This is a genomic window from Pseudomonas sp. G1002, assembly GCF_013385455.1.
Lineage (GTDB): Bacteria > Pseudomonadota > Gammaproteobacteria > Pseudomonadales > Pseudomonadaceae > Aquipseudomonas.
In genome coordinates, this window is sequence record NZ_JACAPY010000027.1 from 579,535 (window position 1) to 601,750 (window position 22,216).

At 61.4% G+C, this 22,216-nt stretch carries 23 protein-coding genes; 14 read left to right on the top strand and 9 right to left on the bottom strand.

Annotation, left to right across the window (positions count from 1 at the left end):
* Positions 1-10 precede the first annotated feature (10 nt).
* The 3 genes from uvrD (at position 11) to HX801_RS16925 (ending at position 3,805) form a co-directional block, all read left to right on the top strand.
* Positions 11-2,194 (top strand): DNA helicase II, encoded by a 2,184-nt coding sequence (gene uvrD, locus HX801_RS16915; protein ID WP_003213452.1) that lies wholly within the window; start codon positions 11-13, stop codon positions 2,192-2,194.
* 191 nt (positions 2,195-2,385) lie between these two features.
* Positions 2,386-3,261, top strand: coding sequence for a Tim44 domain-containing protein (locus HX801_RS16920; protein ID WP_003213454.1), 876 nt, complete (start codon positions 2,386-2,388; stop codon positions 3,259-3,261).
* A gap of 136 nt (positions 3,262-3,397) precedes the next feature.
* Positions 3,398-3,805, top strand: coding sequence for an SMI1/KNR4 family protein (locus HX801_RS16925; RefSeq protein ID WP_003213456.1), 408 nt, complete (start codon positions 3,398-3,400; stop codon positions 3,803-3,805).
* Positions 3,806-3,885: 80 nt separating this feature from the next.
* On the opposite strand, the gene HX801_RS16930 is transcribed toward HX801_RS16925, so the two are convergent.
* Positions 3,886-5,649, bottom strand: a complete 1,764-nt coding sequence (locus HX801_RS16930) for a cation:proton antiporter (RefSeq protein WP_177022401.1) — start codon at positions 5,647-5,649, stop codon at positions 3,886-3,888.
* A 295-nt stretch (positions 5,650-5,944) separates the two neighbouring features.
* Here HX801_RS16930 and HX801_RS16935 point away from each other — a divergent pair, with 295 nt between their 5' ends.
* Complete coding sequence (locus tag HX801_RS16935; protein WP_003213461.1) at positions 5,945-6,430, top strand: acyl-CoA thioesterase; 486 nt, start codon at positions 5,945-5,947, stop codon at positions 6,428-6,430.
* Here the strand turns inward: HX801_RS16935 and pdxY are convergent.
* Positions 6,427-7,299 carry a pyridoxal kinase PdxY gene (gene pdxY, locus HX801_RS16940; RefSeq protein WP_003213465.1) on the bottom strand — a complete coding sequence of 291 codons (873 nt, stop codon included), beginning with the start codon at positions 7,297-7,299 and terminating at the stop codon, positions 6,427-6,429. The genes HX801_RS16935 and pdxY overlap by 4 nt on opposite strands.
* A gap of 117 nt (positions 7,300-7,416) precedes the next feature.
* On the opposite strand from pdxY, the gene HX801_RS16945 reads away from it, so the two are divergent.
* On the top strand, positions 7,417-7,815 hold the full coding sequence (locus tag HX801_RS16945; protein WP_003213466.1) for a DUF3301 domain-containing protein: 399 nt from the start codon (positions 7,417-7,419) through the stop codon (positions 7,813-7,815).
* Here the strand turns inward: HX801_RS16945 and HX801_RS16950 are convergent.
* From HX801_RS16950 to dksA, 4 genes are read right to left on the bottom strand one after another with little or no spacing between them, the layout of a single operon-like run.
* Positions 7,809-8,771: a GTP-binding protein gene (locus tag HX801_RS16950; protein WP_008439499.1), complete on the bottom strand. Its 963-nt coding sequence runs from the start codon at positions 8,769-8,771 to the stop codon at positions 7,809-7,811. The genes HX801_RS16945 and HX801_RS16950 overlap by 7 nt on opposite strands.
* Before the next feature lie 45 nt (positions 8,772-8,816).
* A complete protein-coding gene (locus HX801_RS16955) occupies positions 8,817-9,461 on the bottom strand; it encodes a DUF1826 domain-containing protein (RefSeq protein WP_102370191.1) in 645 nt (214 codons plus the stop codon).
* Positions 9,461-10,666: a zinc metallochaperone GTPase ZigA gene (gene zigA, locus HX801_RS16960; protein ID WP_177022402.1), complete on the bottom strand. Its 1,206-nt coding sequence runs from the start codon at positions 10,664-10,666 to the stop codon at positions 9,461-9,463. The genes HX801_RS16955 and zigA overlap by 1 nt, the downstream gene beginning before the upstream one ends.
* A gap of 27 nt (positions 10,667-10,693) precedes the next feature.
* Positions 10,694-11,098, bottom strand: a complete 405-nt coding sequence (gene dksA / locus HX801_RS16965; RefSeq protein ID WP_003213474.1) for an RNA polymerase-binding protein DksA — start codon at positions 11,096-11,098, stop codon at positions 10,694-10,696.
* 127 nt (positions 11,099-11,225) lie between these two features.
* On the opposite strand from dksA, the gene HX801_RS16970 reads away from it, so the two are divergent.
* Positions 11,226-11,594, top strand: coding sequence for a hypothetical protein (locus HX801_RS16970; RefSeq protein ID WP_003213476.1), 369 nt, complete (start codon positions 11,226-11,228; stop codon positions 11,592-11,594).
* Here HX801_RS16970 and HX801_RS16975 read toward each other — a convergent pair.
* On the bottom strand, positions 11,591-12,814 hold the full coding sequence (locus HX801_RS16975; RefSeq protein WP_003213478.1) for an N-acetylmuramoyl-L-alanine amidase: 1,224 nt from the start codon (positions 12,812-12,814) through the stop codon (positions 11,591-11,593). The genes HX801_RS16970 and HX801_RS16975 overlap by 4 nt on opposite strands.
* Before the next feature lie 128 nt (positions 12,815-12,942).
* Here HX801_RS16975 and folE2 point away from each other — a divergent pair, with 128 nt between their 5' ends.
* From folE2 to HX801_RS17010, 7 genes are read left to right on the top strand one after another with little or no spacing between them, the layout of a single operon-like run.
* Complete coding sequence (gene folE2 / locus HX801_RS16980) at positions 12,943-13,839, top strand: GTP cyclohydrolase FolE2 (RefSeq protein ID WP_177022403.1); 897 nt, start codon at positions 12,943-12,945, stop codon at positions 13,837-13,839.
* Positions 13,836-14,504 (top strand): metal ABC transporter ATP-binding protein, encoded by a 669-nt coding sequence (locus HX801_RS16985; RefSeq protein ID WP_008439505.1) that lies wholly within the window; start codon positions 13,836-13,838, stop codon positions 14,502-14,504. Before folE2 ends, HX801_RS16985 begins: the two co-directional genes overlap by 4 nt.
* Positions 14,504-15,370, top strand: coding sequence for a metal ABC transporter permease (locus tag HX801_RS16990; protein WP_003213483.1), 867 nt, complete (start codon positions 14,504-14,506; stop codon positions 15,368-15,370). The genes HX801_RS16985 and HX801_RS16990 overlap by 1 nt, the downstream gene beginning before the upstream one ends.
* An 11-nt stretch (positions 15,371-15,381) precedes the next feature.
* Entirely contained in the window at positions 15,382-16,266 is an 885-nt protein-coding gene (locus tag HX801_RS16995; protein WP_003213485.1) for a metal ABC transporter substrate-binding protein, read from the top strand.
* Positions 16,263-16,688: a phosphoribosyl-AMP cyclohydrolase gene (gene hisI, locus HX801_RS17000; RefSeq protein WP_008439510.1), complete on the top strand. Its 426-nt coding sequence runs from the start codon at positions 16,263-16,265 to the stop codon at positions 16,686-16,688. Before HX801_RS16995 ends, hisI begins: the two co-directional genes overlap by 4 nt.
* Positions 16,685-17,245, top strand: coding sequence for a DapH/DapD/GlmU-related protein (locus HX801_RS17005; RefSeq protein ID WP_087694587.1), 561 nt, complete (start codon positions 16,685-16,687; stop codon positions 17,243-17,245). Before hisI ends, HX801_RS17005 begins: the two co-directional genes overlap by 4 nt.
* Before the next feature lie 2 nt (positions 17,246-17,247).
* The gene (locus tag HX801_RS17010) at positions 17,248-18,585 is read left to right on the top strand and encodes a dihydroorotase (protein WP_177022404.1); all 1,338 of its coding nucleotides are present in this window, start codon (positions 17,248-17,250) and stop codon (positions 18,583-18,585) included.
* 142 nt (positions 18,586-18,727) lie between these two features.
* Here the strand turns inward: HX801_RS17010 and HX801_RS17015 are convergent, their stop codons facing one another.
* Entirely contained in the window at positions 18,728-19,249 is a 522-nt protein-coding gene (locus tag HX801_RS17015) for a DUF3617 domain-containing protein (protein WP_003213494.1), read from the bottom strand.
* 130 nt (positions 19,250-19,379) lie between these two features.
* Between HX801_RS17015 and cls the strand changes: the two genes are divergently transcribed.
* Entirely contained in the window at positions 19,380-20,819 is a 1,440-nt protein-coding gene (gene cls, locus HX801_RS17020; protein WP_134327562.1) for a cardiolipin synthase, read from the top strand.
* A gap of 145 nt (positions 20,820-20,964) precedes the next feature.
* Here cls and cfaB read toward each other — a convergent pair whose 3' ends face one another.
* Positions 20,965-22,149 (bottom strand): C17 cyclopropane fatty acid synthase CfaB, encoded by a 1,185-nt coding sequence (gene cfaB / locus HX801_RS17025; protein WP_177022405.1) that lies wholly within the window; start codon positions 22,147-22,149, stop codon positions 20,965-20,967.
* Positions 22,150-22,216: the final 67 nt, after the last annotated feature.

A 22,216-nucleotide genomic window follows, 5' to 3' on the forward strand; every position in this document is an offset into this window, starting at 1 on the left:
GAATGCGCCGATGCGCGATGATCTCTCTCTTTTGCTGAACTCCCTCAACGATGCCCAACGCCAGGCCGTAGCGGCCCCCGTTGGCCGTCAGTTGGTCCTGGCCGGTGCTGGCTCCGGTAAAACCCGAGTGCTGGTGCACCGTATCGCCTGGTTGATCCAGGTCGAGAACGCCTCACCGCATTCCATCCTGTCGGTGACCTTCACCAACAAGGCCGCTGCCGAGATGCGTCATCGCATCGAGCAGTTGATGGGCATCAGCCCGGCCGGCATGTGGGTGGGCACCTTCCACGGCCTGGCGCACCGCCTGTTGCGGGCGCATTGGCAGGAAGCCGGCCTGAGCCAGACCTTCCAGATTCTCGACAGCGACGACCAGCAACGCCTGGTCAAGCGGGTGATCCGCGAGCTGGGCCTGGATGAACAACGCTGGCCGGTCCGTCAGGCCCAGTGGTTCATCAATGGCCAGAAAGATGAAGGCCTGCGCCCGCAACATATCCAGGCCAGCGGCGACCTGTTCCTGGCCACCATGCGCAGCATTTATGAAGCCTATGAAGTGGCCTGCCAGCGCGCTGGCGTCATCGACTTCTCCGAACTGCTGCTGCGCGCCCTCGACTTGTGGCGCGACAACCCGGGCTTGCTGGCGCACTACCAGAAACGCTTCCGCCACATCCTGGTGGACGAGTTCCAGGACACCAACGCCGTGCAGTACGCCTGGTTGCGCCTGCTGGCCAAGGGCGGCGACAGCCTGATGGTGGTGGGCGACGACGACCAGTCGATCTACGGCTGGCGCGGCGCGAAAATCGAGAACATCTACCAGTACAGCGACGACTTCCCGGACGCCGAAACCATCCGCCTGGAACAGAACTACCGCTCCACCGCCGGGATCCTCAAGGCCGCCAACGCCTTGATCGCCAACAACACCGGGCGCCTGGGCAAAGAGCTGTGGACCGACGGCGGCGAAGGCGAAGCGATCAACCTGTACGCCGCCTTCAACGAACACGATGAAGCGCGCTACGTGGTGGAAACCATCGAAAGCGCCCTGAAAACCGGCCTGGCCCGCAGCGATATCGCGATTCTCTACCGCTCCAACGCCCAATCACGGGTATTGGAAGAGGCCCTGCTGCGCGAGCGCATTCCGTATCGCATCTATGGTGGCCAGCGCTTCTTCGAACGTGCCGAAATCAAGAACGCCATGGCCTACCTGCGCTTGCTGGAAGGTCGCGGCAACGATGCGGCGCTGGAACGGGTGATCAACATTCCGGCCCGCGGCATCGGCGAGAAAACCGTCGAGGCGATTCGCGACCACGCACGCCACAGCGATGTGTCGATGTGGGAAGCGATGCGCCTGCTGATCGCCAACAAGGGCCTGACCGGCCGTGCGGCCGGTGCCTTGAGCGTGTTTGTCGAGCTGATCGAGAACCTGGCCGCCAAGTGCATGGAAATGCCCCTGCACCTGATGACCCAGACCGTGATCGAGCAGTCCGGCCTGATCGCCTACCACGAAGCGGAAAAAGGCGAGAAAGGCCAGGCCCGGGTAGAAAACCTTGAGGAACTGGTCAGCGCCGCCCGCGCGTTCGAAAACACCGAAGAAGACGAAGACCTGACGCCATTGGCGGCATTCCTCGGCCACGCTTCCCTGGAAGCCGGCGACACCCAGGCTGATGAGCATGAAGACAGCATTCAGCTGATGACCTTGCACAGTGCCAAGGGCCTGGAGTTCCCCTACGTGTTCCTGGTGGGCATGGAAGAAGGCCTGTTCCCCCACAAGATGAGCCTGGAAGAACCCGGCCGCCTTGAGGAGGAACGCCGCCTGGCCTACGTGGGCATCACCCGGGCCATGCAGAACCTGGTGATGACCTACGCCGAAACCCGACGCCTGTACGGCAGCGAGACCTACAACAAGGTGTCGCGCTTCGTACGCGAGGTGCCGAAAGGGCTGATTCAGGAAGTGCGTCTGTCCAACAGCGTCAGCCGACCGTTCGGCGGCGGCCAGCAGCAGAACTCCAGCAGCATGTTCGCCGGTTCGGAAATCCCCGAGACGCCATTCAGCCTTGGCCAGCAGGTCAAGCACGCGATCTTCGGCGAAGGCGTGATCCTCAACTTCGAAGGCGCCGGTGCCCAGGCCAGGGTGCAGGTGAACTTCGCCGAAGGCAGCAAGTGGCTGATGATGGGCTACGCCAAGCTCGAAGCAATCTGAAACAACTGTAGAACATGAAGGATGTTGCCCCACCCTTGTATTTGGCAGCGGTGGGGCCAATATCTGTAATAAGTCCTACAGACGATTCGGTATTGGCCCTACGCAAAAGCCCGAAACACTATGCCGCTAGCCACTGACATCACACCTGTGCAACATGGCGCGCGTGCAATCCACAAATGGGAATTCCCTTTATGAAACGTTTTCTTAGCATCGCCATGGCGTTGTGCATCGGCCTGACGATGAGCCTCGACGCCAACGCCAAGCGCTTCGGTGGCGGCAAATCCATGGGCTCGGCGCCGAGCCACCAGACCAGCCAAATGGCCCCATCCGGCGGCGGCATGGGCGGCGCAGCTGCGACCGCTGGCGCTGCCGGTGCCGCAGGCGCTGCTGCCAAGGCTGGCGGTGCTTCGCGCTGGCTGGGCCCTCTGGCCGGTATCGCGGCCGGCGGCCTGCTCGCCTCCATGTTCATGGGCGGCGGCTTCCAGGGCATGCAGATCTTCGACATCCTGATCATGGCGGTCATCGCCTTCCTGATCTTCCGCTTTATCGCCGCCCGTCGCCGCAAGCAACAGGAGCACATGGCTCCCGCCGGCGCGCCGATGCAGCGTGAAGTGTTCGAGCAAAAGCCTGCTGCCATGGGTTCGATCTTCGGCGGTTCGGCTGCTCCTGCCGCCGCTCGTCCGGTGATCAACGCACCCGCCTGGTTCAACGAAGAGCGCTTCGTCGAAGCGGCCCGCAGCCACTTCCAGTCCCTGCAGCAACACTGGGACGCCAACGAAATGGACAAGATCGCCGAGTTCGTGACCCCGCAACTGCTGGAGTTCCTCAAGCGCGAACGTGCCGACCTGGGCGACGGCTTCCAGTCGACCTACATCGACGACCTGAAAGTGCAGCTTGAAGGTGTGGATGACCGCGCCGACAAGACCATCGCCACCCTGACCTTCAGCGGTGTGTCGAAGACCTCGCGTTTCGACCAGGGCGAAGTGTTCAGCGAAAGCTGGAACATGGAGCGCCCACAAGGCGAAAACCAGCCTTGGCTGGTCGCCGGTATCCGCCAGAACGGCTGATCCCTGCCCGCTTTGAGTACGCAGTAACAAAAACCCCGGACTTGTCCGGGGTTTTCTATTTCACGGTTGCACTTATAGCGAGCTACTGTATAAAACGCCCCTATAAACCGCGCCATCTAGCAAGAGGATCCCGGCCGTGGAAGAAGTTATCGAACAATTGCGTGAAGCCAACGAACCGGTACCGGTTCCTCTGGAGCTGCCTGACGAAGATCAACTGGTGGAAATCGAGGAACAGCTGTTCATCGATATTCCGTTCGTCTTCCGTGAATTTCTGCTGACCGTCAGCGATGTGGTCTACGGCAGCCTGGAGCCGGTGACCGTCACCGACCCACAGTCCCACACCTACCTGCCGGACGTTGCCGCCAACGCCTGGGATGCCGGTGTTGACCGCAGCATGATCCCGATCTGCCAGGACGGCGACGACTACTACTGCGTCGAGGAAGACGGCACCGTGGTGCTGTGGTCCGGCGAAGAAGAACTCGTCACCGAAGAAACCTGGGAATCGGTGTGGCACTGGGCGCGGGACGTCTGGCTGGAAAGCTGAGACCCCTGTGTGCCGAGGGCGCTTGTTGTGGCGAGCGAGCTTGCTCGCGCTGGGCTGCGAAGCAGCCCTCTGCGACCCACTCAGTGCTCCGGCGTATCCTTATGGTTATCCAGGGTCTCCAGCAAGGCGACCTGCATCCGCGTATGCACGCGGATGAACCAGCGCCAGAGCACGGCGGCCACTGCGGCCGTCACCACGGCGATCAGCACCAGCAACTTGTTGGTCGGCAGGATACTGGCCGACAAGGCTGCCAATAGCAGGAAAATCACCAGCAGCGAAAGAATCGGGATCACTTCGGCGATCACCCGGCGCACGCGCTGAGTGTGGCGCCCTGCCATTTCCGGCTTCACGCTCATCTCCGCCAGCAGCATCGACAGCGCCTTGAGCTTGCGGTACGCCGCAATCAAAAACGGCAGCGACAGCAGCAACGCCCCACCCCAGATCAATGCCTTCTGCCAGCTCGGATCGCTGACCCAGCCTTCCAGGTAGCTGCCAATACGCTCCGCGAAAAAGCTGCCGGCAAAGAAGATTGCCACCACCAGCGCCAGGTTCACCCCCACCTGCAGAATGATCTTGCGGATCATCGACGCCAGCATCGCACCCTCGCCCTGGGGCTGAATGCTGCGCAGCCACTCGCCATACATCCCGAACACCCGGCTCATGCGCTTGGGCATCACTGCGGCAATCTTCAGCGACAGCGGGTCTGCGCCACGGATCAGATAGGGTGTGAGCAGTGTGGTAATCGCAGAAACAGCCACCGCCACCGGATACAGGAAGTCGCTGGTGACCTGCAACGTCATCCCCAGCGCGGCGATGATGAATGAAAATTCGCCGATCTGTGACAGCCCCATCCCCACTCGCAATGAAGTGCGGCCATCGTTACCCGCAATGAACGCCCCCAACCCACAGGACAACATCTTGCCCAGCACCACGGCCACGGTAATCACCGCAATCGGCCAGGCGTATTGCAGGAGGATCTGCGGGTCGATCATCAAGCCAATGGCGACAAAGAAGATCGCGCTGAACATGTCGCGAACCGGTTCGATCAGGCGCTCAATCTTCAGCAATTGCCGGGATTCAGCCATGATCGCGCCTATCAGGAATGCCCCCAGCACCATGCTGTATTCCAGCTTGACCACCAACAGGCAGAAACCGAAGCACAGGCCCAGCACGGTGATCAGCAGCATCTCGTTGCTTTCGAATTTGGCCACGTATTCCAGCAGGCGTGGCACCAGCAAAATCCCGATCACCAGCGCGACAATCATGAACAGCGAGAGCTTGCCGACGGTGGAGAACACCTCGCCGGAGCTGACCGTGCCGCTGACGGCAATGCTCGACAGCAAGGCGATGATGCCGATGCCGAGGATGTCTTCGACGATCAGCACCCCGAAAATCAGCTGGGCAAAGCGCTGGTTTTTCATCTTCAGGTCATTGAGCGCCTTGACGATGATGGTGGTCGAGGAAATCGCCAGGATCGCGCCCAGGAACAGCGAGTCCATGGTGTTCCAGTCGAACCAGCGGCCGATTTCGTAGCCGATCCAGATCATCAGGATGATTTCGAGGAACGCCGCGATAAATGCGGTGGCGCCAACCTTGAACAGCTTGCGCAGGCTGAACTCAAGGCCCAGGCAGAACATCAGGAAGATCACCCCAAGCTCGGCCAGGGTCTTGATCGTGTCTTCGTCGTGGATCAGGCCAAACGGTGGGGTGTGCGGGCCGATGATGAAGCCGGCGACGATATACCCCAACACCACCGGCTGCTTGAGGCGATGGAACAGGATCGTCACCACCCCGGCCACCAGCATGATCACGGCCAGGTCCTGGATAAAGCTGATGGCGTGCATGGCGAGGGGCTCCTTGAGGGGTACTGGCGCTTTTCCCATTTCCACGCATGCACCCCGAAAGGTCGCAATGAACGGAAAGAAAAGTCTGCCTTGATCGTAAGAATTGCCTTTGAGACGGGCTTTTGAAGGGTAACACCGCGACTTGCGGCAGAAAGCCGGTGCAATATATGGAAACAGATCGCCCCAGGCGTGACGGCAAGCCTGGGCCCAGCGTCCCGTTATGAATGGCTCTGCAAAGATTCCAGCACCCGCAGAGGTGCCTCCCCACCCAATGCCTACAACCCGTGAGTGTGCTATGGAACCCGGAAACGCCCAGCTGTCGATGACAGTATTGATGACCCCTGACATGGCCAACTTCTCTGGCAATGTGCACGGCGGCACGCTGCTCAAGTACCTCGACGAAGTGGCCTACGCCTGCGCCAGCCGTTATGCCGGGCGCTATGTGGTGACGTTGTCGGTGGACCAGGTGATTTTTCGCGAGCCGATCCATGTCGGCGAGCTGGTGACCTTCCTGGCCTCGGTCAACTACACCGGCAACACGTCGATGGAAGTGGGGATCAAGGTGGTCACTGAGAACATCCGTGAGCGTTCGGTACGCCACACCAATAGCTGCTTCTTCACCATGGTCGCGGTGGATGACCAGCGCAAACCGGCCGCCGTGCCGCCGCTGCAACCGCAGAACAGCGAAGACAAGCGCCGGTTTGTGCAGGCTCAACAGCGCCGGCAGATTCGCCAGGAGCTGGAAAAGCGCTATCAGGAAATCAAGGCAGACGGGCCTTAAAGCCCTATCGGGGTTGCCTCGAAGCGAACTCGCGGATGGGCAATCCGGTCCTGGGCGCGCACCAGTTCCAGCTCATAGCTGGCGCACGCCTGGGTTTCCAGCAGTACTTCATGCACCGCTGCAGCAGTGAACTCAAAGGCCGCCACCAGGCTATCCCCCAACAACACCCGCGCCAGGAACAGGCCCGACGTCAGGTCGCCCACGCCCACCGGCTGACGCGGGAATGCCAGCAGTGGCCGACGCAGGTGCCAGCTGCCTTCAGCCGTCACCAACAGCATTTCGAAGCCGTCCGGCAGCTTGCCGGGATAATCCAGGTGCTTGACCAACACCGCTTTCGGCCCGCGGGCCAGTAACGCACGGGCCATCCCCAGGCAATCGAACAGCGACTGCGGCTTGCGCCCGGCAAAGCTGTCCAGCTCCAGCTGGTTGGGGCACAGGAAGTCGGCCATCGCCGCCGCTTCCTCCAGCAGGAAGTCGCTGACCTCCTGGGGCACGATGCAGCCTTTTTCCGGATGCCCCATCACCGGGTCACACAGGTAAAGAGCCTTGGGGTTGATCGCCTTGATCCGCGCCACGCCGGTGAGGATCGCCCGGCCCTGGGCCGCACTGCCCAGGTAGCCCGACAGCACTGCATCACAGTTGCCCAGCTCGCCAATCGCCGCGATGCCTTCCACCAGCGCAGGAATTTGCTGCGGCGCCAACACTTCTCCCGCCCACTGACCATACTGAGTGTGGTTGGAGAACTGCACCGTATTGAGCGGCCACACGTTCACCCCGACCCGTTGCATGGGGAACACGGCGGCGCTGTTTCCGGCGTGGCCGAAGACCACATGAGACTGGATCGCAAGCAGATGGGGCGTACGTTTCATGCAGGGGATTTCCGTAAAGCCGTTGATATTCTGGCTGCGCAGTATGCGACTAAACGCGGCCTGTACGACAGACCGGAGACGCAGTTAAGCTGGCCCTACTTTGTTGGAGTTCATCGAATGCTGACCCTCGGAAATATCTTCGTGCTGATGCTGCTGGCGACCGGTGCCGCCTGGCTGTGGCACAACCACGGCCTGCGCGAGCGGGCGCTGGAACGGGTCAAGCAGCACTGCGCCAAGCTCGACATCGAGCTGCTCGATGGCGCCGTGGCGTTGAAGCGCATCGGTTTTGTGAAAGATGCCAGCGGGCGGCGGCGCCTGGCACGGATCTACAACTTCGAATTCACCGTGACCGGCGAAACGCGGCACCCGGGGACCATCACCCAATTCGGCGCCCACAGTGCACAAATCGAGTTGGCGCCCTACCCGTTCGAGATCAAGACGCCATTGCCCAGCGCCGAGATCATTGAGCTAAGCCAGTGGCGCCAGGAGCATGGCAACAGCAAGACCCGTCACTGACGGCAAGCGGTTAACCCACCCTGTAACTGCGCAACGTCCTGCACTTCGCTGAAGATCAATTCGATACGCGAATCCCGCCGCCATTCGCTGGGCTGCCAGGCCAATGCGGCGTTATCCACAGCGTTGGCCGATACCCAGCCATCCAGGCTGTGGATAACCAGTTTTGCCCGTCGCCAGTCCAACGATTGCAGCCATTGCTGAATGCGCCGCGCGTCGAATCGCTGACTCGGATGCCAGCGCCAGCCAATGCTCCAGCCATCCTCCTGGCCCTGGCTGAGGCAGATCGGCGATGCCGGATCCGTCCAGATGGCCGGCATTTGCCCCAGGCCTTTGGGCAACTCGAAGTTATCCACAGCCGCTGCCGCTTGAGCATTCACACCCGGTAACCGGGCCAAGGGCAGTTGCGCCTGCTGCGTCCAATAGATCGGTCGATCGGGCAGTTGCCCTTGAATCAACAGGCGCTGCGCATCACTTAAGGCTTCATTCTTGTTCAATACCAACAGCCCGGCGCTGGCTAATGCCTCCCGTTGGGCATTGGGTAAAGGTTTGCCCGCCGCCAACGCCTGGGCGTCCAGTACGAGTACGCACGGCTGCACCGCCAGTACCTGCTGCCAGGGTGCTTCCCGCAGCTGCTTGAGCAATTGAGCCGGGTGCCCAAGCCCGGACGGCTCGATAAACAGCCGGTCGGGCCTGGCCTTACGCAACAAACGCCCCAGTCCTACCTGAAACGGCGCCCCGTTGACGCAACACAGGCAGCCACCCGCCACTTCACCGAGGGCAATCCCGTCGTCATCACGGGTGAGCAACGCGGCATCCAGGCCAATCTGCCCGAACTCATTGATCAACACCGCCCAACGCTCGTTGGCCGGGCGCTGGGCCAGCAGGTGCTTGATCAGGCTGGTCTTGCCGGCGCCCAGGGGCCCGGCAATCACGTGGGTGGGAATGTTCTGCAGCATGGTGGACATCATTCAGACCGTGTAGAGAGGTTCGATCCTACCCGGTTACGCCAACCAATCCAGCGTCAGAATCAACCGTCGTTGATCCGCTTGCAGCGGCGGCGAGCGGTGGATCAGGCCAAAGCCTTCGTTGCCGTGCCATTTTTCGCCCTTGAGCAACGCCACTTCACCGCAGTGGATTTGCTCAATGCATTCTTCCGGCTCAGCACTCGCCTGGCTCAGGTGCCGCCGCTCCATCACACCTTCGCGTAGCCATTGGCTGCCAATGCCGGCGTAGGTAGTGATCAGCCGCACCGGCACATGATCCACATGAAAACGCGGGCACATGGCCTTGTCCAATAGCCGCAAACGCACGCCGATACGCTTGGCTCCCAGCAAACAGGCAAAGGCGCTGACCAGCCACGACACATCGGCGATAAAGCCTTCGTAGCCTTCAAGGTCACGGCAACCCGATGCAAAGTCCTGCAGGTTTGGCTCGGCGTCTTCGCTGTTCAGTTCAACCACCAGCGACTCGGCCAATGGCTCATTGAGTGCCACCAGTAACGCGCCGAACTCGGCGATGTGCAGAGGCAACTGACGCTGCCACACCGCTAGGTTCACGCCGTCCTCAAGGATATCGGTGAGCACGGCCGGGGTTTCGCCGTGGGTCTGGCGAACCACCGGGCGCAGTTTCAGGGTCGGTGCCAGCATCAGGCAGCCTCTTCGAACCAAGGGCCAAAGGGATCGGCCAACAAGCGCCAGCCTTCGACACCCGTGGCCATTTCATCGTCGGTCAGCAAACAAGCGTCCAGCTCGGCGGTCATCTGGGCGAAGTCGATGTTCTGGCCGATAAACACCAGCTCCTGCCGGCAATCGCCGGTGCTCAGTTGCCAGTTTTTCATGATTGCGGCGGTGCCTTCCTCGTCCTGGGGCCACTGGGTTTTCGGCACGAAACGCCACCAGCGCCCGGCAAACCCATGGCGCATCAGGCCGCCAGCCTGGGACCAGCTACCGGCGTCCTGGTGTTTGCTGGCCAGCCAGAAAAAGCCCTTGGAACGCAGCAGTTTTCCATTCACCCAAGGCCGGTCGATAAAGTCGAAAAACCGCTGCGGGTGGAACGGGCGGCGGGCGCGATAGGCGGTGGAGGCGATGCCGTACTCTTCGGTTTCCGGCAGGTGTTCGCCACGCAGTTCCTGCAACCAGCCCGGCGCCTGGGAAGCACGCTCGAAGTCAAAACGGCCGGTGTTGAGGATCTTCGCCAACGGCACTTCGCCCATGACCATCGGGATGATTTCAGCCTGGGAGTTCAAGCGCTCCAGGATCGCCATCAACTCCTCGCGCTCACTGCTGCTGATCAGGTCGATCTTGCTGATGAGGATCACATCCGCAAATTCGATCTGCTCGATCAGCAGGTCGGTGATCGAGCGCTCGTCCTCTTCACCGAGGGTTTCGCCCCGGGACGCCAGGCTTTCGGCAGCCTGGTAGTCGAGCAGGAAGTTCATGCCGTCGACCACGGTGACCATGGTGTCGAGCCGGGCAATGTCCGCCAGGCTCTGGCCGTCTTCGTCGCGAAACGTGAAGGTTTCCGCCACCGGCAACGGCTCGGAGATCCCAGTGGACTCGATCAACAGGTAATCGAACCGACCTTCCTTGGCGAGCTTTCCGACTTCTTCCAGCAAGTCTTCGCGCAAGGTGCAGCAGATGCAGCCGTTGCTCATCTCCACCAGTTTTTCTTCGGCGCGATTGAGGGTGACGTCGCGCTGGACCTCACTGCCATCGATGTTGATTTCGCTCATGTCGTTGACGATCACCGCCACCCGCAGGTTTTCGCGGTTGCGCAGGACGTAGTTGAGCAGCGTGCTTTTGCCGGCGCCGAGGAATCCGGACAGCACAGTAACGGGGAGACGATTGGGCATCAGGTATTCCTCATCAGGGTTGGCCGGTCAAATCGCCCGTTGATGGCGTTCGCGCAGCTCTTCACGTTCTTTGGCTTCGATACACAGGGTGGCCGTGGGGCGCAGCAGCAGGCGCTTGAGGCCGATGGGTTCGCAGGTTTCACGGCACCAGCCGTATTCACCGCGGGCCAGGCGTTCCAGGGCTTCGTCGATCTTGTCCAACAGCTTTTTTTCGCGCTCCAGCAGGCGCAGTTGCCATTGGCGCTGTTCTTCGGCGCTGCCGACATCGGCGGGATCGCTGTTGGGCTCCTGTTCGCGCAGCACCATGAATTCAGCGTCGATACGCGCTTGCAGCTCGTTGCGCTGGGCCAGCAGCAGCTCGCGGAAGAAACCTTGCTGGGCTTCATTCATGTAGTCGGCGCAGGGTTGGGCGAGAAGGTCTTGTTCGGTCATCGGAGGTGGTTCACGGGTCAGGCTGTTTTTTAATGTTATAGTATAACAATGCAAATAAGCCAATCCCCCTTGCTCGTGACGACGAAGGGCGCAATGCTGGCAGCCGAATAACGCCCCGAGAGCCTCTATGAAATACCTGCTGTGTGCTGTGTTGCTGATGCTGGCGAGCCTGGCCAACGCCCAGGTGCCCAGCCTGCTGGCCAACTGCACCCGCAGCGCCAACCTGCTGGCGTGCGTCGACGCCCAGGGCAATGCCTACAGCGTCGCGACGGCAGGCAGCACTACGTATTTGCGGGGCTTTGAAGTGATCGGAAAACGCTATTGGGCACAGACCAGCAGCCGCTACGGGCAACTGACGTTCTTTACCGGGTTGGCATCCGATGGTGAGGCGTGGGTGGGCTACACGCGGCGAGTGGGCTGGACCACCCTCAACCGGTTTTCCAGTTCCGGTGGTGCCAGCGCCAAGTTCACCTGTAGTCGAATCACCGGCTGTTAGACCTGGCCGGTTTTCTGTTCCTGAACCCAGGCCATGTAGCTGTTCATCGGCGGGTTCTTCTGGAAGTAATTTTTCAACCCTTCAAATAAACCGTCTGCCACCGCCTGTTGATGGCGCGCGGTGACCAGTCGCTGGGCGTCCTGGGTGTTGGAGATAAACCCGGTTTCCACCAGGATCGACGGCACGTCCGGCGACTTGAGCACCGCAAAGCCGGCCTGTTCCACGCGTTTTTGATGCAGCGTGGTGATGCTTTGCAGGCTGCCCAGTACCGAGCTGCCCAGTTGCAGGCTGGAGGCGATGGTGGCGTTCATCGACATGTCGAGAATCACCCCGGCGAGCATCGGGTCCTTGTCCTTGAGATTGAGCAAGGTGGTGGCGCCCAAGAGGTCGGCGCCGTTTTCCCGCTGCGCCATGAACCGTGCGGTGGCGGAGGTGGCGCCGCCTTCAGACAGCGCATAGACAGAGGCGCCGGACGCCGTAAGCCGTGGCGCGGCATCGGCGTGTACCGAGATAAACATGTCGGCTTTGTGCTGACGGGCGATGTCCACACGTTTACGCAGCGGCACGAAGAAGTCGTCGTTGCGCACCAGCTTCACATCGAAGCCCTTCTCGCGCTTCAGACGCTTGGCCAGCAATTGGGCGATGGACAGCACCACGTCTTTTTCGCGCTGGCCCTTTGAGCCAATCGCGCCGGGATCCTTGCCGCCGTGCCCAGGGTCGACCACCACGATGATGTCGCGTTTCGGATGAGCCCTGTCCACCGGCGCCGGCACGGGTGCAGCCAACGCGGCCGGTGCCGCAGCGATTTGCATAGGCGCATGAGTGGCGCTTGTCAGGTCCAGCACGAGGCGGTGGCCCTGGCCATCCTGCGGCGGCAGGAGAAAGCTGTTGAGCTGCATCGGCGCCTTCAAATCCAGCACGATCCGCGTATCGCCCTGCCCGAAATGCCCCGAGCGAATCGAGGTAATGCCGCTGTTGGTCAGGGCCAGTTGGCTGAAATCACCGGTCAGCTTCGCGCCGCTCAAATCGATGATCAACCGCTCCGGCGCGGTCAGGGTGAAGGTCTTGTATTGCACCGGGCCGCTGAGGTCCAGCACCAGCCGCAGCTTGTTATCCGACCGCCACAGCCGTGCATTGCGGATCTGCGCGGCAGACACGCCCAAGGGCAAGGTGAACACCGCACTGGCCAGCAGCAGGTTGAGAAGTTGACGTCTGTGCATGACTTACACCGCAAATAAAGGAGCTTCCGTACTCGACATGACTGAACAAAAGACAGAACAGAAAAACTTTCGTCGTTTCAATTGTAATAATATAACATGTCTTTTTATTTCCAACGATGGACCTGCTCATGAACGCGCTGACTCTGCCCGATATCGCCGCGCAGGCTTCACGCCAAGCCTTGCCGCTCGATTGGGTGGGCATGTGCGGCATTGCCCTGCCCATTCTGATCGACGGCCAAAGCCTTAGCGCCACGGCTGATGCCGGCGTCAGCCTGGACGACGGCGAGGCCCGTGGCATTCATATGTCTAGGCTTTACCTGGCGCTGGAAATGCTTGAACAGCAACCGCTTTCGCCAGCACTGCTGCGCAGTGTATTGCAACGTTTTCTCGACAGTCATGAAGGTTTATCCACAAATGCCTACCTGCGAATTCATGCAGGTCTGTTGCTGAAACGTCCGGCGCTGGTCAGCCCGTTGGCCGGCTGGAAAAGCTATCCGGTGAGCATCGAGGCGCGCCTGGAAAACCAGATGTTCCACGTGGAACTAAAAATTGACGTTACTTACTCTTCAACCTGCCCTTGCTCCGCTGCCCTCGCCAGGCAATTGATTCAGCAGCAATTTATCGAGGACTTTGCCGGCACACCGCTGCAGCACGAAGACGTACTGACCTGGCTCGGCAGCGCAAACGGCATCGTCGCCACGCCCCACAGCCAGCGCAGCAGCGCGCTGTTGCAGGTCCGGCTTCAGGACGATCAGCCAACACTGCCGCTGACCCAGTTGATCGACGAAACCGAAGCCGCCCTCGGCACTGCCGTGCAAACCGCCGTAAAGCGTGCAGACGAACAAGCCTTCGCCCTGGCCAACGGGCAGAACCTGATGTTCTGCGAAGACGCCGCCCGCCGCCTGAACCTCGCCTTGAAACGCTCGGATGCGGTCAATGCCTTCCACTTGAGAGTGATCCACGCCGAAAGCCTTCACGCGCACGATGCCGTGGCCGAAAGCCGCTGGACGAGACCTTCCGAATGATCACCTGCACCGCTTTGCGCTGGGGCGCCCCCGGCCAACCACTGACCCCCGCCGTGGATTTCACCCTGGAAAAAGGCAGCCTTACCGGCATCATCGGCGCCAACGGCACCGGCAAAAGCAGCCTGCTGAAAGTTATCGCCGGATTGCAGAAGCCACTGGCGGGGAAAGTGACGATCGATGTTCCACGCCGAGGTGGCCTGTCGTTTTTGCCCCAGCAACAGAACCTCGACCGCCAGTTTCCTATCAGCCTCGAAGAGTTGGTGGCCGCCGGTTTTTGGGGCAGCAGGCAAACCCCGCAACAACGTACCGAACGCCTGAGCGCCGTGCTCGAAGACTGGTGCCTCAGCGGCCTGGAGCATCGGCCGTTGATGGCCTTGTCGGGCGGCGAACTGCAACGCGCCCTGCTCGCCCGCATGAGCCTGGCCGAGTCGCCGATATTGCTGCTGGACGAACCCCACGCCGCCCTCGACGAAGACGGCCAGGCGCTGTGCTGGAAACACATCCACGCCTGGCACGACGCAGGCCGCACGGTGGTCGTGGTGTGCCATGACCTCGGCTCCGTACGCCAACACACCCAGCAAGTGGTGCAGATCAAAAGCAGTGGCTGCGTGTTCGGCTCCAGCAAAGAACTGATCCGCCCGCAGCCGCAAATGCAGGTGGCCTGATGCACTTCGCCGCCCACCTGTGGATGCCGTTTCTCGATTTCGTTTTCATGCGCCGCGCGCTCGTCGGCGGTCTGGTATTGGCATGCAGCACCGCGCCGCTCGGGGTGTTCCTGATCCTGCGCCGCATGAGCCTGATCGGTGACGCGGTGTCCCACGGCATCCTGCCCGGCGCCGCACTGGGCTTCTGGTTTGCCGGCCTGAGCCTGCCCGCGCTGACCATCGGCGGCCTGGGCGCCGGCCTGAGCATGGCCGGCCTCGCCGCCTGGATTACCCGTCGCACCGGGCTGAAGGAAGACGCCAGCCTCGCCGCCATCTACCCGATCTCCCTGGCCAGCGGCGTGCTGATCCTCGGCCTCGCCGGCAAACGCCTGGACCTGCTGCACCTGCTGTTCGGCTCGGCCCTGGCGGTAGACGGCCCGACCCTCACCGGCATGCTCTGGGTCTCGGGCTTCAGCCTGATCGCCATGGTGGTGATCTACAAACCGCTGCTGCTGGACACCCTCGACCCGCTGTTCCTGCAAACCGTCAGCCGCCTCGGCCCGCTGGCCCACGGCCTGTTCCTGACGCTGGTGGTGCTAAACCTGGTGATCGGTTTCCAGGCCATCGGCGCGTTGATGGTGGTCGGCCTGATGATGTTGCCGGCGATTGCTTCACGTTTCTGGAGCCGGCGCCTGCCGGTGTTGATCGCCATATCAGCAGTGCTGGGATGCCTGTCGGTATGGCTTGGCTTGTTGCTGTCGTTCTACTACTCGCTGCCCAGCGGCCCGGCAATTGTGCTGGTGGCTGGCGGCTGGTACCTGCTGTCCGTGGTCTTCGGTCCGGTGCACGGCTTGCTGCGCCGCCCGCCTTTGCTTACATCCCAATGAGGTGTTTCCCGATGCGCGCTCTACTCGTGCTGTTCAGTGTGTTGCTGCCGCTGTCGTTCGCGACGGCCCAGGCTGCCGACAAGCTTCAGGTGGTTACCAGCTTCAGTATTCTTGACGACATGACCCACCAGGTCGGTGGCGATCATATCCAGATCAGCAACATGGTCGGCCCCGACGCCGACGCCCACACCTACGAACCAACACCAGACGATGCCAAGGCCCTGCTCAAGGCCAAGGTGATCATCAAGAACGGCCTGGGCTTCGAGCCGTGGCTGGATCGCCTGGTCACCAGCACCGAGACCAAGGCCACCGTGGTCACTGCGAGTAAAGGCGTGCTCTCCCACACCATGGAAGAGGACGGCGAAACCATCCCCGACCCGCACGCCTGGCACAACCTGGCCAACACCGTTATCTACGTGAACAACATCACCAAGGCGCTGATCGCTGCCGACCCGGCCAACAAGGCCGACTACGAGCACAACAGCCAGGTGTACCTGAAAGAAATCTACCGCCTGCTGGCTGAAGCCAAGGCCAAGTTTGGCGCGCTGCCACCGGGTAACCGTCGCATCGTCACCTCTCATGACGCCTTCGGCTACCTGGGCCAGGCCTACGGTATCGAGTTCCTGTCGCCTCAAGGTTTGTCCACCGAACGTGAACCGTCGGCCGCCGAAGTCGCCACGCTGATCACCCAGATCCGCAAGGACAAGGTCAAGGCCGTGTTCATGGAAAACATCAAGGACTCGCGTCTGCTCCAGCAGATCGCTGATGAGAGCGGCGCGCAGATCGGCGGCACGCTGTATTCGGACGCCCTGGCTGCAGAAGGTCCGGCCAGCACCTTTACCGGCCTGTTCGAATACAACCTCAACACCCTGTGCGCGGCCCTGAGCAAGCCGTGAGCCTGAGCATGCTTGACCTGGAAGAGGCTGCCATCGGCAGCCGCTTTCCACTCGATAGCGTGCTCGACGCCCTGCCGTGGAACAGCGATGGCCTGATCGCCGCCATCGCCCAGCAACACGGCAGCGGCGAAGTGTTGATGCTGGCCTGGATGAACCGCCAGGCCCTCGACGAAACCCTGGCCACCGGGCACGTCTGCTACTGGTCCCGCTCGCGCCAGCAACTGTGGCGCAAGGGCGAAACCTCCGGCCACTGGCAACTGCTGGTGGAGGCCCGCCTGGATTGCGACGGCGACGCGGTATTGCTGATCGTCGACCAGCAAGGCCCGGCCTGCCACACCGGCCGGCCCACCTGTTTCTACAACGCCATCGACGGCCATCACGTAAACATCATCACCGCGCCTCTCAAGGAACCTGACCCATGATCCGCAAGAACCCTTCCGGCGATCTGCCCGTGATTGCCGAATCGGCCTACGTCGACAAAACCGCAATCATCTGCGGCAAGGTGATCATCGGCGAAAACGTATTTGTCGGCCCTTACGCGGTGATCCGCGCCGACGAAGTCGACGCCAACGGTGACATGGACCCGATCACCATCGGTGCCAATTCGAATATCCAGGACGGCGTGGTGATCCACTCCAAATCCGGCGCCGCCGTAACCATCGGCGAGTTCACCTCCATCGCCCACCGCTCCATCGTCCACGGGCCCTGCACCGTTGGTGACCGGGTGTTCATCGGCTTCAACAGCGTGCTGTTCAATTGCGTCGTCGGCGATGGCTGCGTGGTGCGGCACAACTCTGTAGTCGACGGCCGCGATTTGCCCGACGCGTTCTACGTGCCCTCCACCACCCGCATCGGCCCCAACACCGACCTGTCCCAGTTTCCGCCGGTGAGTGTCAGCGCTTCGGAGTTTTCCGAAGACGTGGCACGCACCAACGTCGACCTGGTCCTGGGTTACAAAGCCCTGCAAAACGAGTTCTGACCATGAGCCGCCTGCTGATCCGCAACGCCCGCCTGGTGAACGAAGGCGAGGAATTCGAGGCTGACCTGCTGGTCGCCAATGGCCGTATCGAGAAGATCGCCGGCAGCATCGACAACGCCAACGCCACCGTGGAAATCGACGCCCAAGGCCAGTGGCTGCTGCCGGGAATGATCGACGACCAGGTGCACTTCCGAGAGCCCGGCGCGCCGGACAAAGGCAGCTTCTACAGCGAGTCCCGCGCGGCGGTGGCGGGTGGAATCACCAGTTTCATGGACATGCCCAACACCAACCCGGCGACCCTGAACCTGGAAGCCCTGGCCGACAAGAAGCGCCGCGCGGCGCTGCATTCGGTGGCCAACTATGGCTTTCACTTCGGAGTGAGCAACGACAACCTCGACACCGTCGCCGCGCTGGACCCGCGGGAAGTCGCCGGGGTCAAAGTGTTCATGGGTGCGTCTACCGGCAATATGCTGGTGGATGATCCGAAGATCCTCGAGCGTCTGTTCGCCGAGGTGCCGACCATTCTCCTGGCCCACTGCGAGCACACCCCCAGCATCCTGGCCCGCGAGCAAAGGATGCGCGAGCGTTTCGGGGAGCACATTCCTGCCGTGGCACACCCGCTGATCCGCGATGCCGAGGCCTGCTATCGCTCCTCGTCCCTGGCGGTGGAACTGGCCAAGCGGCACGGCACGCGCCTGCATGTGCTGCACATCACCAGCGCACGGGAGTTGGTGCTGTTCGAAGACAAACCCCTGGCGCAAAAACGCATCACGGCGGAAGTCTGCCTGCATCACCTCTTGTTCGATGACCGCGACTACGCCCGCCTCGGCCACCAGATCAAATGCAACCCGGCGATCAAGACACGCGCCGACCGCAACGCCCTGCGCCTGGCATTGTTGAGTGATCGTCTGGATGTAATTGGCAGTGACCATGCGCCGCACACCTGGGCGCAAAAACAGCTGCCCTATCGCGAAGCGCCGTCAGGCTTGCCGCTGGTGCAACACGCCCTGCCGGCGCTGCTGGAATTGGTCGCCGACGGCCTGCTGCCGCTGACCACGCTGGTGGCGAAAACCAGCCATCGGGTCGCGGACCTGTTTGCGATCCCCGACCGTGGCTACCTGCGCGAAGGCTATTGGGCCGACCTGGTGCTGATCCAACCCGAGCCTCACGGCAACCCCGTCAGCAGCCAGCCGATCCTGGCCCGTTGCGGCTGGACGCCCTTTGCGGGGCGCAGCTTCCGGCACAGCGTCAGCACCACGCTTGTGTCGGGCCACCTGGCCTGGCACGACGGGCGCGTGCACGACAGTTGCCAGGGGCTGCCGCTGCATTTTCAGCGCTGAAGAGACTCTGTACCTGGCAATCCAATCAAATGTGGGAGCGGGCTTGCTCGCGAATGCGGTGGGTCAGCCAATACACCTGTGACTGATTCACCGCATTCGCGAGCAAGCCCGCTCCCACATTTTGATCGGGGTATGTCTTAGGTTAGGCGCGGGGTTTGACCGTGCCGCAGTTGCTGCCCAACCACTGCGCGTGGGTGTCCAGGCTGCCCTTCTGCTGTACGCCGGTGGCGTTGAAGGTACCGTTAACCGTAGTGGTGAATTCCTGCTGGCTCTGGAACGTCGCCACGCCAGTGCCCTGGGCTTTCGGGCAACTGAAACGGAATTTCCATTGGTTGCCGGTCTTGTCCGTCACTTCCTGCTTGCAGCCCGATTGCGGATCGGTCAGCGGGATGGAATCGGACGCCACCTGGGCCGGAGTCAGGCACACCTGCACGCCTTTGCCGGCCATGGTGATGCCTTGCTTCTCAAGCATCGCGCGTTGTTCCGGGGTCATCTGTTGCTTGAGCTGACCGAGGATCAGCGACAAGTCCGGCAGGTCCTGGTTATCGACCTTCATGTTGCTGGTGGTCAACTCCCACAAGCCCGGCGCCAACATCTGCGCTTGCGCCGCCACAGGCAGCGTCAAACCAACAACCATGGCCAAACCAAGCAGACGAGCATTCATCGGGTAACTCCTGGGCAATTGTCGGCGTTAGACGCCGCAAAAGCGCCAGTGTTGCACAGCAAATAAAATAGCGACATTCGTGGCCGAACATGGTCTGTTAGGCACTTGTTCGTCAGGAGTACCGTTGTCCATGGATTTCTTTGGCCCGCACCTGCTCGCCTATTTCATTGCCACCCTGCATTTTCTGGGCACCCTCGCCGCCATCCATGCGGTGCTGACCGTCAGGACCGCCCAAGGCTCGATTGCCTGGGCATTGTCGCTGATGTTCATCCCCTACCTGACGCTGATTCCCTACCTGATCTTTGGCCGGAGCACTTTCGACGCCTACATTCAGGCGCGGCGCCAGGCCAACCAGGAAATGCACAAGGCGATCACCGAGCTGAACTGGCGCCCATGGGTTGAAGAGGCATTGGCCGCGCGCAACTCCCAGGCCTACGCTTCGCTACGGGCCATGCCCAAGCTGGGGCGCATGCCGTGCCTGGCGAATAATCAGGTGCGTTTGCTGATCAATGGCGAGGCTACGTTCAGCGCGATTTTCGAGGCGATTCGCTCGGCAAAGACCGCTGTGCTGTTCCAGTTCTTCATCATTCATGACGACGAACTTGGCCGCCAACTGCACACCTTGCTCAAGGAAAAAGCCGCCGAAGGCGTAGCCATTTTCGTGCTATACGACCGTATCGGCAGCCATGCCCTGCCCCATCGTTATGTGCAGTCGCTACGAGACGCCGGGGTGCAGGTCAAGGCCTTCGCCACGCGCAGCGGCTGGCTCAACCGCTTCCAGGTCAACTTCCGCAACCACCGCAAGATCGTGGTGGTGGATGGCATTACCGGGTTCGTCGGTGGGCATAACGTCGGCGATGAGTACCTGGGCAAGAAACCGCCGCTGGCGCCATGGCGTGACACCCATGTGCAAGTCAGCGGCCCGGTGGTGGCGTGCTTGCAGGAGTCGTTTGCCGAAGACTGGTTCTGGGCCGCGCGTGAGCTGCCGCCGCTGCTGCTGCCGGATACCTACCCGGACGACGGCGTGCTCTGCCAATTACTGGCCAGCGGCCCGGCGGATCCCTATGAAACCTGCTCGCTGTTTTTCGTCGAGGCCATTCATGCGGCCACCGAACGGGTGTGGATCACCAGCCCGTATTTCATTCCCGATGAGGCGGTATTTGCGGCTTTGAGGTTGGCGGTATTGCGCGGTGTCGACGTGCGTCTGCTGCTGCCGTCACGGCCGGATCACCGCATCGTCTACGCCGCTTCCAGCCTGTATGCGATCGAAGCCGTGCGCGCCGGGGTGCGGGTATTCCGCTATACGCCAGGGTTCCTGCATCAGAAAGTGGTGTTGGTCGACCGTGAAATCAGCGCCATCGGCAGTGCGAACCTGGATAACCGCTCGTTCCGGCTGAATTTCGAAGTGATGTTGCTGACGGTAGATGACACTTTCGCCAGCCAGGTGGAGCACATGCTGCTGGAAGACTTCGCCCTGGCCCATGAAATCAGCCAGGAAGAAAACCGCCAGACCCACCGCCTGCAACAATTGGGCATGCGGATCGCGCGGCTGATTTCTCCAATTTTGTAAGGCTTGCACCGAACCCAATGTGGGAGCGGGCTTGCTCGCGAAAGCGGAGTGTCAGTCACTGAATGTGTTTCTGATACAACGCCTTCGCGAGCAAGCCCGCTCCCACACAAGCCCGCTCCCACATTCAGATCACCGGTAACATTGCTTACTGGTACAGGTCATCCCGCGTCCACGGCAGCTCATGGCTACCATCGGCATGGGGTTTCACCGCCAGAATCTGATGCAGGTTGATCCAGCCCCGGGCAAACGCATACGCACAGCCGGCCAGGTACAGGCGCCAAATGCGCAAGGCTTGTTCCGGCACCATCTTGCCTGCCGCTTCCAGGTTGTCTTCGAGGCGCTCGCTCCAGTGATCCAGCGTGCGCGCGTAATGCAGGCGCAGGCTTTCGACGTCGACGACTTCCAGGCCCACGTCGCTGATCTCGGCGGTCATCATCGACAGATGCGGCAACTCGCCGTTGGGGAACACATAACGCTCGATAAAATCCCCGGCGCCACGGCCTACGGGCCGGCCATCAATGTGCTTGGCGGTAATCCCGTGGTTCATCACCAGGCCGCCCTCACGCACCGCGCCGTAGAGAATCTTGCAGTACTCAGCCAGGTTGGCGTGGCCAACGTGTTCAAACATCCCCACGCTCACCACCTTGTCGAACCGGCCATCCTGGGGCAAGTCGCGGTAGTCGAGCAGCGTCAGCTCTACCTGGTCTTCCAGGCCTTCGGCCTTCACCCGCTCCCGGGCCAGCGCCAGCTGTTCCTTGCTCAGGGTGATACCAAACACCTTGACCCCGAATTCCCGCGCGGCATACCGCGCCAGCCCACCCCAACCGCAGCCCACGTCGAGCAAATACTCCCCCGGCTGCAGCCGCAATTTGCGGCACAGGTGGCGGAATTTGTCTTGTTGCGCTTGATCAAGGGATTCGCTGCCGGTTTCGAAATACCCGCAGGAATAGGCCATGTCGCGGTCCAGCCACAGCTGGTAGAACTCGTTGGACAGGTCGTAATGGTAGGAAATAGCAGCTGCGTCGGTGGCCTTGTCGTGGATCGAGCGCACCGGACGACTCCCCTCGTCGTCATCAACCAGGGCATGACTCAACTCGTCAACGACCCTGATCACTTCGGAAATGGAGCCTTCCAGCTCCAGTTTGCCCTCGACGAAAGCTTCGCCCAGTGAGTCGAGCGTCGGATGGCTGAGCTTGGAAACCATCATGGGGTCCTTGACCACAATGGTGACGCTGGGATCCGGGCCCAGGTTGAATTCATGGCCGTCCCAGAGTCGAAGACGCAGCGGTAGCTTGAGATTCTGTAAGGCCGGTGGAAGTTGCGCGAGCATGAGTAGTCCCCCCTTGTTTCAGACGTCTGAAATGAGGGTAGACCATCCACGGAAAAATTAGCAGGCT